Raw genomic sequence first — 13,253 nt, 5'->3', positions numbered from 1 at the left:
CCTGTTAGTTTCATTATGCGGTCATCGTCATGATAGAATTTACCTCCATAAAATTACTTAATAACCACCTTTTTGAAGTGATTATCATTACATAAATGGACACAAGACAGTAACCTGTCCCTGTGTCCCTAATAAAAAATAGAGCCCTTCACTATTCGAAAGGCTCTGTTTAAATGTTTTCCTATTACTTTCATATCATCTTTGTTCCAACGTAATGTTACAATAAATTAGCCTTACTTCAAATCAAATAAGCTATAATAAAAACGTAAAGCCCTTTAAACAAAGATATGAATATATCATCATATTTCCCCTAATACACTTATTAAAAAGGATGACAACAAGAAAATGGAAAACAGCATGATAGAATTACAACAAATAAATGGATCAAAAGAGGAATTATATAATTACGAATTTAAAGAACGATTTCTTCAATTACAGTATCCTAAAGAAAATACACGTAGAGTGAAAAGAACACACCTGAAGCATGCCGCAGATTTAGAATATGACTTAAATAAAGATTTATATGATTTTACTTTTGAAGAATTTGAGGAATTACTATATAAAATTGGAGCGAAAACCGTACGGAGTCTCCAATCAATCCTTCCTACTTTAAGGCGTTATATTCAATTCGCCATTGAGCAGGGAGTAAAAAAATCAAAAGATAATTCCCTCGAGAATTTTGGTTCAACAGAAGTTATTTCTAAATATTTAAATAAATTAAATCTATTTAGTAAAGAAACGATTACCAACATCCTTTCTTCATCAGAAAACCCTCAGGATGGGGTCATTGTTGCTTTGATTTTTGAAGGATTAAGCATTAAAAAGAAATTTCAAGAATTAGTTAATCTTCAAATAAAGGATATTGATTTTGATGAAGGGATCATCACCTTACCAAACCGAAAAATAACCATTAGTGAAGATACTAAAAAAATGATTCACCTCGCTATTAAAAGTACAGAATATGTTAGTGTGAAAGGTGATGAAAGAAAATATGCGTTACCTGCGAGTAAATATATTCTAAAGTCTCCAAGAGGGAATGATTACATTCCAACAGATATTATCTATCAACGAATCGTTCGAATGTCTAATTATTTTGATTTAAAAACGTTAAACGCGACAACTATTTCCTATAGCGGTCAAATCAATTATGCTGCTGCGTTACTCAAGAGCGGGAAAAATATAGAATCTGTTATTACTAGTATTCTAGACCGGTTCCATATTAACGAAAATGTTAACTCCCGGAATAAATTACGAATAATGATTAATGAGCACTTAGGTGATTTGTTAAAAACAGATACTAATGAAGGATCAATTGTTGATTTGAGGATAATCAAACAAGATATAGATGCAGAACGTGCCGAAGAGGAAGAATATTATGAGGATGGTGATAGTCAAAATTTTTATGGAATAAGATACGAACGTGATCCTAAAAATCGTCAACGTGCCATAGAGATCCATGGTTTATCATGTAAAATATGCAATTTCATTTTTGAAGAAGTATATGGAGAATATGGAAAAGACTTTATCGAGGTTCACCATATAAACCCGCTAAGTTTAACAAAAAAAGTAACCATCAACCCTGCAAAAGACCTTATTCCTGTATGTTCAAATTGTCATCGGATCATTCACAGAAAGAAAAATGAAATATTAAGCGTTGAACAAGTAAGACAAATGATTGAGTCAAGGTGAGTCAAGGGGACAGGTTCCTTGACTCACTTTTTTGGTTTTCCCTGAGTCAAGGGACCTGTCCCTCTGACTCATTACCCTGACTCATTGAAAAGATTTAGCACCAATATAACGCTCTTGCCAATAGCTGTTATTCAAAGAGGTTATTTCAACACCGGTTGCTTCTGTACCCGCATGAATCATTTGGTTGTTTCCAATGTAAAGACCACTATGTGATACGCCACCTTTATATGTATTCTCGAAAAATACAACATCGCCAATACTTGGGCCATCTACGTGTGTCCCATTATTCGCCCACATAGCTGTATGGGTTCTCTCCAAAGGAATGCCGACTTGAGAGAATACATAGTTGATGAAGCCACTGCTATCAAACCCTGTAGGAGTCGTTCCGCCAAATTGATAAGGACTTCCAACTAAGTTTTGGGCGATCGAAACAATATCTGACTGCGAATAAGAGGATAAATCGACTATTGGATAATCTTTTTGCTGGTTAGGATCCTCACTATTTCCTAACTTCTCTATCTCTGTATGAGTAGCTGAATTTAGGGCTTCTTTCGTTTCTGGTCCGACGATACCATCGACCGCAATCCCGTTATTTTTTTGAAACCCTCTAACTGCATGATCCGTATTTGAGCCAAAAACCCCATCAACATTTAAACTGAATCCTTGGTCATTTAGAGCTGATTGTAACGTTGTAACAGCCTGTCCCCTATCGCCTATTAAAATAAGACCAGAATTAGGAATTGACGATGCTGTCTCCTCTTGATCTGCCTCTTCATTTACAGTTGTAATGTTATCGTTTGTACTCTCATCTGGGGCTGCACCTTGAGCAAAAACACTTCCTCCTGAGCCAACTGGTAGAATTGCCAACGATGTCACAAAAACGGCTGCTAAAATATACGTTTTAAAAGAATCGATTCTGTTTAACATAAAATGTATTCCCTCCTTAAAATAAATTTCTAAATCTAACTATAGCAAATTATATAGACTATGAAATTACAGATAAGATACACTTTACTTACGATTATTTCTGAATTATCTCAAAAATGGGTCAAGGGACAGGTCCCTTGACTCATTCAGTAATCTGGATAATAAGATAAGCTTAAAAGCTTAATTGCACATAATAATGCTAGGCAATTGAGCTCTCTTTTAAGAAGAAATGCTAGCATTTTCCCTGTGTTACAAAGAGAACTCAATCCACAGACATCAGAGGGATGGATGGGATCTGTGAAAACGTCCTTTTTAAGATGAGTCAACGAACCTGTCCCTCTGACTCATGGTATTAAAACCCAAAATACGGGACATCTTATTCAAGATTACTTGAGTGAAATGATAAAAGTCGATCGTTTTGATGAATAAGGAGGATCCGTTGTGAAAGGGCGATTGGGTTGGTTAGATGTAGGGAAAGGAATTGGGATGGTGTTCGTGATCTTTGCTCACGATCACATTCCGACGATGGTAAAGACATTGATTTATACCTTCCATATGCCCCTATTCTTTTTCTTATCAGGTTTTCTATTTTCGCCGACGAAGTACCGTAGTTTTTCCCGTTTTTTTATTAGTAAATGTAAGTCCCTGGTCATTCCCTATTTTTCTTTTTCCATCATCGTCTATCTTTGGTTTTTATTTAGGTATTCCATTGGAGATATTGATTACTCAAGTAGTTTGTTTAAACCGTTAGTAGGTACCATCATTGGGATCAGAAACAGTGAGTGGACCGTTCATATTGGAGCACTTTGGTTCCTATCCTGTCTATTTATAACGGAGCTTATATTTTATTTCTTAAAAACGAAGCTCAAAAAGAATCTTTTCGTTGTGAGTGCACTCATTTTTATGTCTCTTTTAGGGTATGGGTATAGTCGGTTTGTAGGAGAACCACTACCTTGGAATATCGATGCCGCTTTTATTGCTGTTCTTTTCTTTGGTGCGGGGAATGTTTATAAAGAAAGTGTACAGAAACTAAATCCTATTTTAAATTTGCGGGGGTTGCTGTTCTTTTGTTTCCTTAATTTGACGACTGGTTATTTTAACTTTCTGCTTTCGGGTCAAAGGGTAGATATGTATGAGAGCCTCTATGGAAACTATATGTTGTTTGTCATCTCTGCATTTTCAGGTATCATCGCCCTCCTCATTGCCGTACAGAAGATTGGAACGAATGCGGTTTTGGAGTATATCGGAAGGAACTCTTTGATTTATTTGGCCCTACATCAAAGCATTGTGTTTAGTATCCTTAATATGGTGTTTAAAGAGACTTTGGAACAGGAATCCCTTTTAAGTCAAATTTGGATTGGGACTGTCTATACCATTATTGCCCTTTTAATGATTGCTCCTGTTGCTTATGTGATTAAGAACTACTTTCCTTATATCTTAGGGAAGTCAAAAATGTAAGGATTTGAAAAAGTAAACATGGGATGGTTTCCTTGTTCCTCTACATCTCATCCAGGTGACGATTCTGGCTGATTGAAACACGAGAACCGTCCCCCTGTTTCATTTCGATCCTTAGGTATATATACCTGTTTTTTGTCGAAAGATGTTAAAAAAAGGTGAATATTGTTGGAATTATAATACTAAAGATTTATTATAAAAGTATGAATTTGATAAAGGCAAACTTATTGAAAGATAAGGACGCAAAGCCACGAGTCTAAAGTGATGAGCTATGATAGTCGGGTTACCAAATGTGGTTGGACACAACATTTATGAAAAGTACAAATGAAATCGCCTTTATCATAAAGTCTACCAATCTTTTGGGTAGGCATTTTGTCGTTTTAACATAAGTGATATTCTATGGGCTTTCCATCTCAAGTTTTGAAAGACCCAAGGTATCCTATTACTGAAAAAATGGCAGTAAGAGAATATGACTTAAATAAAGTAGGAGGATATTAGTTTGACTGTAATGTTTGGCAGTATTGAATTTTTTGAAAGAGAAATTATTAATTCTTTAAATGAGAATCAATTAACTAATGTAAATGAGGATTCTATATCGGTTATCACTTCGAAATTAGAATATGAACTATTACATGATTTCATTTGTCATGAAAGAATACGTTTAGAGTGTTTGAATAACCTGAAAAGGGCAAATCAAAAGATAATTGAACGTACTGAATTAGTGTTACGTTAAGTGATTTTTATAAAATAAGAGGAGAATATTGTTACAATGCAAAAAGAAAAAAGAGTCTTATCAGATAGAAAAATAGCAAGTACAGGGGACATGATTCTTTTTGAAAGAAAAAATAATACCTATAAGGGTACAGTTTTCCTTGTGAGGAATAATAGTGTATTAGTTAAAATATCAGAAAAAGACGCAAAATCTTTAGGTTACGAACAGCCAAATACAGTTGTTGGCCATGGAAAATATATTTTTTGTTCGTAGAGGAGTAAGCAATTTACAATACTAAACACAGAATAAAAGATGCTATATTTTAGAATCTACATCGTAATGATTAAATAGAGGTGCATGATAATGAACAAAAAAGAATTAGTAAGAGCAGTCGCTACACAATCTGAATTGACACAGCTAGATGCAACAAAAGCAGTAGATGCATTATTTGAAACCATTTCTAACACACTTGCTAAGGAAGAGAGAATCCAATTAATTGGATTTGGAACTTTTGAAGTACGTGAACGGTCAGCTCGAAAAGGACGCAATCCACAAACTGGTGAAGAAATAGATATTGCTGCTTCTAAAGTACCTGCATTTAAACCAGGTAAAGAACTAAAAGAAGCTGTTAAATAACAATAAGTACAGGTTAATTTTTTATTTACTCTAGGAATGAATATTATTTCTAGAGTATTTTTATTTTCAAAATTCATTCGGGAAGGAAACGTTAAAAATGGGAGATCTCCTAGTATTATGCGGATTTGCCGGAGGCCTACATAAGCAGTCATCGTTATTAAAAAGAACTTTGAATGAAAGAAAAACAGTGGAGAAAAATCCATTTGTTATTCTCCACTTAAACAAGATAATTAAATAGCTCGTTTATTCATTTAATAATGAAGTGGTTCAATTGATACTTGTTTATTCGTTTCGATTGTTTCGATAAATTTTTCGATGGTTGAAGTTAAGTAAGTATCAGCCCTTCTTATAAAAACGGTTTTTATCTTACTGTATTGATCTGGAAGTGTATGGCATTGAATGAGCTCGCTTTGTACCATATGGGCGACTGCTGAATTTGGAACGAAGGTTACGCCAAGTCCCATGGCAACACTACGCAAGATGGTCTCTAATGTGCCGAATTCCATCACCTTTTGCGGTTTGATCCCTTGGTCTTTATACCAAGCTTCAAGACGTGCCCGGTATCCACAGCCTTCACTAAAACACAAGAACGGCTCCTCTTTCAATTCCCCTATTGTAGAAACACGCTTATCCGAAATGAGAACAAGCTCGTCTTGAAACACTTCATGCGAGACAAGATCGGGATGAAGGGTTGATTCTGTAACAAACGCTCCGTCTAACTTATGATTTAATACTAATTCTTGTAATGTTTCCGTGACCCCTGTATAAATGGACAAATCGACATCTTTGTATTTTTTAACATAGATTGATAGGATGTCGGGTAACTGAATAATCGTTTCAACGGTGCCAATGTCTAATTTTCCAGACGGTTCATTTTTACTTGTAACGACTTTTTTCATTTCATCTGTTAACATTAATATTTCTTTACTATAGGTTAATAATTTTTTCCCTTCAGGTGTCAAACTCATCCCACGACGATGCCGATTAAACAAAGGAGTATTTAACTCTGTTTCAAGCTTATGAATTCTTGATGTAATATTCGATTGCACATAATTAAATTCTTTCGCAGCTTCTGTAATGGTTCCTTTTTCTGCCACCATCTGAAAAATTTCTAAGTCCTTAAATTCCACGCTTTTATCACCCCTACTCTTTTCATCATTATTTCTATGGTATCAAAAATAATGATGATAATCATTATTTTCATTCATTTTACGGAATGTCAAAAACGAGATAATATGTAAATTGTGACAAATTAGTGAAAGGGGTAGAAAATAAATGAAAAATAGTGTATGGGTAGGAACAATTTTATGTTTTATTGCAGCCGTTTCTTGGGGAGCGATGTTTCCTGTAGCCCATGCGGCATTCAAATACATGGATCCCTTTTATTTTACGATTATTCGTTATGGAGCGGTTACGATCATTTTAGTAGTGATCTTATTTTGGAAAGAAGGAAAGCAGGCTTTTCGATTTGAAGGCAAAGGCCTTTCCTTATGGTTTTTCGGCACAATGGCGTTTACCGTCTATAATCTATTGATCTTCTGGGGAGAAGATTTATTAGGTGAATCAGGTGTGATGGTGGCATCCATTATGGAATCATTAATGCCGATGATTTCCGTTGTTATTGTATGGATGATGTTTAAAAACCGTCCTCATCTATTCACATTACTATGTGTGCTTTTGTCATTTATCGGAGCTGTGTTAGTGATTACAAAAGGGGATATAAACGCATTTCTTGGTGCAACGGATCATATCATCCCGTCGTTGCTTATATTTATTGCTGTTATTGGATGGGTCGTTTACACCATGGGGGGTAGCAAGTTTAGTGGTTGGTCCGCGCTACGGTATTCAACGTTAAGCTGTTTACTTGGAACGATCACAGCGATCGTGATTGTAGCGGTGACAACGCTGCTTGGCTATATTTCTGTCCCCTCACAAAAAACGATCATAGCCGTAAGCCCCCATTTATTGTTTATGATTATCTTTCCAGGCGTCATCGCGCTGCTTGGTTGGAACATCGGTGTGAGCATCTTATCTCCACTTAATGGATTGTTGTTTATTAACTTTGTTCCCGTTACAACGCTCTTAATTTCGATTTTTCAAGGCAATCCTATCACGATGTTCGATCTTCTTGGAACGGTCCTGATCATCGTTTCCCTTTTGGCTAATAATCTATTTGTAAGGATGTTACAAAAGAAAAAGACAAAGCAACGTACTCAAACTTTCTTGCAGGAACACATATCCTAACAGAGAAACACAGGGACGGTTCTCGTGTTTCATTTTTATCCAAATCTTTAGACGTTAGGTGTGAAGATAAGTGAACGGATTAAAAGAACCCAGCTCTTTTGATAGCTGGGTTCATTTTAAAGAAAAATAAGAAAAACGAGTTACTTAACTTTCGGATCGTCGCGTTTCTAAAGGAGACCGCTGGGTAGATCGGTTCACCTTTATTCCGTCAAGCCACCCTCAGTTCGGTTTCGTAGATGCTATTGATGACATTTTCGACTAAGTTAAGGTGTTCACCAGCATCAATCCTAATGCCATTGGTGACCTGTCGAATGACATTGCGCTCAAACTCAATGCCAGAGGAGATTCCTTTTCCCCTTCCGTCAGCACCGCGATCCTCTTTGAGCTAGATGGTCCAAGATCCATCCTTCTCCCTTGTGATTTGGTTCCCGCGCAACTCCGTGCCTAGTGTATTGCGGTCCTCATGCCGGTCTTCCAGACGTTTATATCATCCCTTAGCCTGGTCCTATCGACAGATTTACCCCATCCTTACCTTTACCTTTTATTTAGTCCTTACCGATTTTTAAAATTTAGCGGGACCTCCTTTTCTAACGGGGTGTTTGCTGAGGAACCGCCGACATGCACCCGATATTTTCCCTTAGCGGTAACCCACTCGCCGTCAGCCCAGTTCGCAAGGTTGTCCGGCTCTTTCGGGATGAAATAAGAGAACGGGTGGTTAGAGTCGCCCTGATTAATCCGGACCGTCACTCGCTTGTTCTCACCGGGCTCAAGGTTCACTTTTTCAAAGCCTACAAGTCGTTTGGAAGGCTCTCCCGCCTCGTTCGGCAGAGTCAGATAGACTTGTGCCGCTTCTTTTCCGGCAACGCGACCGGTGTTCGTGATGGTGAAGGACACGTCAATACCAGACAACACGCCTCTATTTCCACGGACCCTTTTTACCTTAAGGTCGCTATACTTGAAGGTCGTGTATGACAGGCCATACCCGAATGGGAAGACAGGCTTCACATTGTTGGCCTCGTACCAGCGGTAGCCCATCTCAAGGCCCTCTATATACTGGGCAATTAATTGGTTGGAACCGTTACCGTACGGACCAGGACCTCCTGGCTTGCCGGTATCTTGACGGGTTCCAGGGAACTGTTTCTCGGTCGCAAATGCGGCCTCACGCTCGGTGGCACCGAACGTCATTGGTAACTTCCCTGATGGATTGACTTTACCGTAGAGCAGGTTGGCTACGGCATTCCCATCCTCCATGCCCGGATACCATGCTTGAAGAACGGCTGGGACCTTATCCAACCACGGCATGAGCACCGTACCGGAAGTTTTCAGGACTACAACTGTTTTCTTTGCGTTGGCTTTCAAAACCGCATCAATCAACGGCTCCTGCTCCACCCAGTCCACTCGATCCGGGTTCTTGTCGAGGTCGATACGCGGGAAGCCTAGTGTCTCTCGGTCCTTGGTCTCATGCGGGTTATCACCGATCATGAGAAGCACGACGTCTGACTCGGCAGCAAGTTTTGCAGCAGCATTTGGATCACGGCCATCATTGTACGTCACTTTGGTGCCATAGCCCAGCTCTTTAATGACATTCTCGAGACCCTGTTTTGGCGTGACCGTATAAGGTGTGTTTACGTTCTCGTTGTTGTCCCGAACGGAGCGCGGGGACATCTTAGCTATACCGGCGAACCACTCGACGCCGATCAGCGCGATTGACTTCGGCTTGCCGTCCAGTGGCAGAAAGCCATCATTATTCTTCAATAGCACGGAACCTTCCTCGGCCATCTTTCGTGCGCTAGCACCGTTGACCATCGGATCGACAATCTCCGGTACGAACTTGTCGTAAGGCTCATCCATTTGACCATACTCAATCATCTTGATGTACCGCGGACGAAGTAGATTGTCAATGTCGTCCTCGGTCACCTGACCCGAGTCGAGAGCCTTCTGGACCTTCTCCTGGGTGTAATACTGTGGTGCCCAGTCGAGCTCGACACTTGTGCCTGCCTTAATGGCAGCGACCGTATCATGAATCGCGCGACGGTCACTCATAACCCAACCGTCGAAGCCCCAGTTGCTGCGCAGTGCATCTTGCAGCAGTTCAGAGCTGTCACACGCATAAGTGCCGTTAACATCTGGAAATGAGCACATCACAGAGGCAGGATCTGCATTCTTGACGGTCATCTCAAATGGTAGCATGTATAGCTCGTTCATCGCCCTTGAGGGAACCTGGACACCCATTGTCCAACGCTCTGTTTCCTGCTCGTTACCAGCTAGGTGCTTCAGTTGAGCTTGAATCCCTTGTTTTTGGATGCCCTTGACCTGCTCGGTCGCAAGGATCCCCGTTAGGTACGGGTCCTCACTGAAGTACTCATAATTCCGACCACCGTACGGATGACGAACAAGGTTCATGCCCGGTCCAAGCAACACTTGATGCGCAAAGGCACGTGTCTCCTGGCCAAGAATCCTGCCTGCCTCATAGTTCAATTCACGATTGTAGGTAGCAGCCATAGCCACGGTGGAAGGCAGTCCCGTTGCCTTGGGGTCATTACCACAAGAACCGCCCTTCACGCCTGTACCACCATTGGTCATGCGGACTGTGGGGATACCCAGTTCCGCGATTCCACGGATCTGCCGACCGGTGTCCTGCCACTCACAACCGGGCAGTGTACCCTGGGGCGGAAAAACGCCGCTCTGGTACTTGCTAGTACCGCTCCTATTGATGACGATCGGCTCACCCCTGTCGTTCTCATTGAAGCGCGAAATAGCGATTTGCTGAATCTTCTGTTCCATCGTCATTGCTTTAAGAAGTAGCTCAGTGCGCTCCTCAGCAGATAGCTTGGTGTTCATCCAGGGCTTGGTCCCTTCTGATCCACCGTTCGTCGCATTCGTAGGAATTACGAATGTAAACATGAGGAGTATTGCTGTCAATAAAATTGAAATCATTCTTTTCATCTTACTATCTCCCTTGCAACTAGTTTTCTATTGAATTTGAATTCATCTTAATATCTCCCATGTAGCTATTTGACTATTCGTGTCGAATCATTTGTTTTTTTATTTTTATCTCTTCTTATCTATCAATGAGTCAAGGGGACAGGTCCATTGACTCATTTACTTGAACAAGAACCGCGCCTCGTTTCTTAACGAATAGTTCCAAGTGCAAAGGGAATTATAGGTTTTGAGGTGAATGAATTGAAAAAAGTCAAGGTATTATTCTTAATCCTATTCTTTGCTGTTGGGCTAACAGGTTGTGGACAAGGAGATCAAGAGAAGGAATCAAAACTTGATTTAAAAAACGCCGAGGAAATCATTTCGTATTTTAAAGAAAAAGGCCTTCCTATTAGTGATACAAAAACATATACGGAAGAAAATGACACAAATGAATTATTAGGTAGACCAGGTGGGTATATTGGAAAAATCGATTTTATTGATACAAATGTAGAAAAGAAGCTGATCGAGGAAAATTCTAAGGAATACGGTATGTCAGAAGAAGACACCAAAAATGAAATGCGTGAAGGATTTGGAGTAGAAAACGGTGGAAGTTTAGAAGTGTTTGATAATGAAGAGGATGCAAAAAAACGTTATGAATATGTATCGACGATTACCAAAGAATTAGGAGGCATGTTCGCTGAGTACGGGTATCAACAAAAAAATCTTTATTTACGACTGTCTAAATCGTTAACCCCTACCCAAGCAGAAGAATACGAAAAAATTCTAAATGAACTTGTGGAAAATAATTAGGTATTTGAAAGAAGCATTCATGTCAGCTGAGACGTTGGGTTTGTTTGATTTAGTTGTTGAGTGGGACAAGGAGACATTTTCCGGTCCCTTCCCCCACTACTCTTAGCGTATTTCAAGTTATTCTATCTTGTTCACACGACCAGACCATTTACCAAACAAAAAGTGACAGACACCATAAAATTATAGTGGTGTCTGTCGCTCTTTATTTTTAAAATGAATGGTCACCATTAGGTTCAGCCATAATCAATTCCGTTTCATTTTCATCATTGGCGCATCTACAATTGTGGTGACAAGCCACTACGATTTGTTCATACCGTAATAAATGTTCACATGGACGGAATTTGCTCCTTTTTACGGTTACTCCGTAAAGCTTTTGCCAGCGCGGCAACGGTTAAAAGAATTCCCAAAAGAAAAAATAGATTAAAAAAAGTTTGTAAATCATTTGTTGGAAAATTGGCTACGATCCCACTTATTCCTAAATACAAGATTCCGATAAGCGAGAGGAAACCAGCATATCCTTTTTGACTTCGTTTAAATAAAAGATAGCCGATGATGATCAGTAGATGAGTACCGCTCAATAACATGAGGATTGGAAATGTAGGAAAAAACTTTGCGGCGTAAATAAAATAATCGACGAGTAAGATGTCGTTAGACTGGGTGACTGCTCCATTCAACTGTTGAGTGAAAATCGCTGTGGACTCCCATTCTTGTACGTTTTGTAAAATATTACTGCCTTCGTACCATGCCACAAGCGCAGAAAATAGAAAAACCATAGAACTTAAACCAAGTTGGATCATGATTTTAAACACTTTCCTCACCTCATATACCATTAGATTTGGATGGAATCCATACAAAATCATCCATTGACGACCCTACCCCTATTCAAATACCTATACTCCTGTATTTTCATTTCGATATGCTATCCAGAATCCCTTTAAATTTTTAAAAAATTACAAAAAAGGAGTCAAGGGACCTGTCCCTCTGACTCATTTAAATCACTCTCTGCCTTCTCATCCATTGAGTTGCTATCCACTTTTCTCCTTTTATTACAGGAGTTCCTGCGTGGAGGGTTAACTCATTTAAAAGTGGATCAATATAAAAATATTCAAAGTAAACGGCCATGCCTTTTTGCGGGCAAACCGTTAAATTGAGTTTCGGGAAAAAGGTTGTGCCTCCCTCTTCTACATCATTTAAGTATAATACAAGCGTACTGATCCGATTGTTCTTCACCACTTTGCTTTTAGGAGTGAAATAATCTACATGTTCTTTGTATTCTTGACCAGGTTTGTAGTTCAGAATATGTAGTCCTTCCCCATGTTCTGTAGGAATCCCCATAATGGCCGAAACCCTTTTTTCTACCCTCGCAAGAATAGTATTGTTAACGTCTGTTAAAAATGCACCGGTACTTGTTCGTATATCACTGACTTCTTTTGTACTTCCGATTTTTGAACGTTGAAGGAGCTCTTTTGACAACTGAATCAGCACCTCACATTCCTCATCATCCAGTACAGATCCTAGAACGACAACTAGTGGTTCTTCGAATCTTGCAATGATATTAATTTCTCTGTCTTCTGTTTTAATTTTATTACCATTATGGTTAAATAACGTTACTTCCCTTACTAGTGCATCTTTAACATCCATCTTCCATTCATCAGCCCCTGTTTCTATAGAAATATTTTTATATTATACTACAAACATGTTCTTAATTCCTTTCGATTTTTCGCTACAAAAAAAATATTTTTTTATTGACTCTTAATGAAACGTGGGGACGTTTCTCAAAAATATAAAAAGAAAAGACACCCTCAGAACAGGGGTGTCATTTTGTGATTAGCTGTGGGATATGGACATATTTATAATA

The 13,253-nt window shown here is 39.0% G+C and carries 12 protein-coding genes and 1 riboswitch; of the genes, 7 read left to right on the top strand and 5 right to left on the bottom strand.

Annotation, left to right across the window (positions count from 1 at the left end; all coding sequences use genetic code 11):
• The first annotated feature begins 345 nt into the window (after window positions 1-345).
• Window positions 346-1,689: an HNH endonuclease gene (locus tag Q5760_RS09715; protein ID WP_428911982.1), complete on the top strand. Its 1,344-nt coding sequence runs from the start codon at window positions 346-348 to the stop codon at window positions 1,687-1,689.
• 81 nt (window positions 1,690-1,770) lie between these two features.
• On the opposite strand, the gene Q5760_RS09710 is transcribed toward Q5760_RS09715, so the two are convergent.
• Window positions 1,771-2,616, bottom strand: a complete 846-nt coding sequence (locus Q5760_RS09710; RefSeq protein ID WP_428911981.1) for an NlpC/P60 family protein — start codon at window positions 2,614-2,616, stop codon at window positions 1,771-1,773.
• 441 nt (window positions 2,617-3,057) lie between these two features.
• Between Q5760_RS09710 and Q5760_RS09705 the strand changes: the two genes are divergently transcribed.
• The 4 genes from Q5760_RS09705 (at window position 3,058) to Q5760_RS09690 (ending at window position 5,419) form a co-directional block, all read left to right on the top strand.
• A complete protein-coding gene (locus Q5760_RS09705; protein ID WP_428911980.1) occupies window positions 3,058-4,074 on the top strand; it encodes an acyltransferase family protein in 1,017 nt (338 codons plus the stop codon).
• A gap of 204 nt (window positions 4,075-4,278) precedes the next feature.
• Window positions 4,279-4,362: riboswitch (cyclic di-GMP riboswitch) on the top strand.
• A gap of 208 nt (window positions 4,363-4,570) precedes the next feature.
• A complete protein-coding gene (locus Q5760_RS09700; RefSeq protein ID WP_428911979.1) occupies window positions 4,571-4,804 on the top strand; it encodes a hypothetical protein in 234 nt (77 codons plus the stop codon).
• A gap of 36 nt (window positions 4,805-4,840) precedes the next feature.
• A complete protein-coding gene (locus Q5760_RS09695) occupies window positions 4,841-5,056 on the top strand; it encodes a DUF2187 family protein (protein WP_428911978.1) in 216 nt (71 codons plus the stop codon).
• 90 nt (window positions 5,057-5,146) lie between these two features.
• Window positions 5,147-5,419, top strand: coding sequence for an HU family DNA-binding protein (locus tag Q5760_RS09690; protein WP_428911977.1), 273 nt, complete (start codon window positions 5,147-5,149; stop codon window positions 5,417-5,419).
• 251 nt (window positions 5,420-5,670) lie between these two features.
• Here Q5760_RS09690 and Q5760_RS09685 read toward each other — a convergent pair whose 3' ends face one another.
• Window positions 5,671-6,549: a LysR family transcriptional regulator gene (locus Q5760_RS09685; RefSeq protein ID WP_428911976.1), complete on the bottom strand. Its 879-nt coding sequence runs from the start codon at window positions 6,547-6,549 to the stop codon at window positions 5,671-5,673.
• A 145-nt stretch (window positions 6,550-6,694) separates the two neighbouring features.
• Here Q5760_RS09685 and Q5760_RS09680 point away from each other — a divergent pair, with 145 nt between their 5' ends.
• Entirely contained in the window at window positions 6,695-7,663 is a 969-nt protein-coding gene (locus Q5760_RS09680; RefSeq protein WP_428911975.1) for a DMT family transporter, read from the top strand.
• A gap of 552 nt (window positions 7,664-8,215) precedes the next feature.
• Here the strand turns inward: Q5760_RS09680 and Q5760_RS09675 are convergent.
• A complete protein-coding gene (locus tag Q5760_RS09675; protein WP_428911974.1) occupies window positions 8,216-10,609 on the bottom strand; it encodes a beta-glucosidase family protein in 2,394 nt (797 codons plus the stop codon).
• Between the two features lie 237 nt (window positions 10,610-10,846).
• Here Q5760_RS09675 and Q5760_RS09670 point away from each other — a divergent pair, with 237 nt between their 5' ends.
• Window positions 10,847-11,395: a hypothetical protein gene (locus tag Q5760_RS09670; RefSeq protein WP_428911973.1), complete on the top strand. Its 549-nt coding sequence runs from the start codon at window positions 10,847-10,849 to the stop codon at window positions 11,393-11,395.
• A gap of 326 nt (window positions 11,396-11,721) precedes the next feature.
• On the opposite strand, the gene Q5760_RS09665 is transcribed toward Q5760_RS09670, so the two are convergent.
• Both Q5760_RS09665 and Q5760_RS09660 read right to left on the bottom strand, forming a co-directional pair.
• Window positions 11,722-12,204 carry a YjdJ family protein gene (locus Q5760_RS09665; RefSeq protein ID WP_428911972.1) on the bottom strand — a complete coding sequence of 161 codons (483 nt, stop codon included), beginning with the start codon at window positions 12,202-12,204 and terminating at the stop codon, window positions 11,722-11,724.
• Between the two features lie 181 nt (window positions 12,205-12,385).
• A complete protein-coding gene (locus Q5760_RS09660) occupies window positions 12,386-13,036 on the bottom strand; it encodes a 2OG-Fe(II) oxygenase (protein ID WP_428911971.1) in 651 nt (216 codons plus the stop codon).
• Window positions 13,037-13,253 lie beyond the last annotated feature (217 nt).

It is taken from the genome of Niallia sp. Kr1, assembly GCF_050389805.1.
GTDB lineage: Bacteria > Bacillota > Bacilli > Bacillales > Cytobacillaceae > Bacillus_BD.
The sequence above is the reverse complement of the archived record's forward strand: the minus strand, read 5'-3'. Positions and strand labels throughout refer to the sequence as shown.

What these genes read in the sequence shown, in the direction of transcription:
- Q5760_RS09715 (WP_428911982.1), top strand. Translation starts at nt 346, where the DNA reads ATGGAAAACAGCATGATAGAATTACAACAAATAAATGGATCAAAAGAG.
- Q5760_RS09710 (WP_428911981.1), bottom strand. Translation starts at nt 2,616, where the DNA reads ATGTTAAACAGAATCGATTCTTTTAAAACGTATATTTTAGCAGCCGTT.
- Q5760_RS09695 (WP_428911978.1), top strand. Translation starts at nt 4,841, where the DNA reads ATGCAAAAAGAAAAAAGAGTCTTATCAGATAGAAAAATAGCAAGTACA.
- Q5760_RS09690 (WP_428911977.1), top strand. Translation starts at nt 5,147, where the DNA reads ATGAACAAAAAAGAATTAGTAAGAGCAGTCGCTACACAATCTGAATTG.
- Q5760_RS09680 (WP_428911975.1), top strand. Translation starts at nt 6,695, where the DNA reads ATGAAAAATAGTGTATGGGTAGGAACAATTTTATGTTTTATTGCAGCC.
- Q5760_RS09675 (WP_428911974.1), bottom strand. Translation starts at nt 10,609, where the DNA reads ATGAAAAGAATGATTTCAATTTTATTGACAGCAATACTCCTCATGTTT.
- Q5760_RS09660 (WP_428911971.1), bottom strand. Translation starts at nt 13,036, where the DNA reads ATGGATGTTAAAGATGCACTAGTAAGGGAAGTAACGTTATTTAACCAT.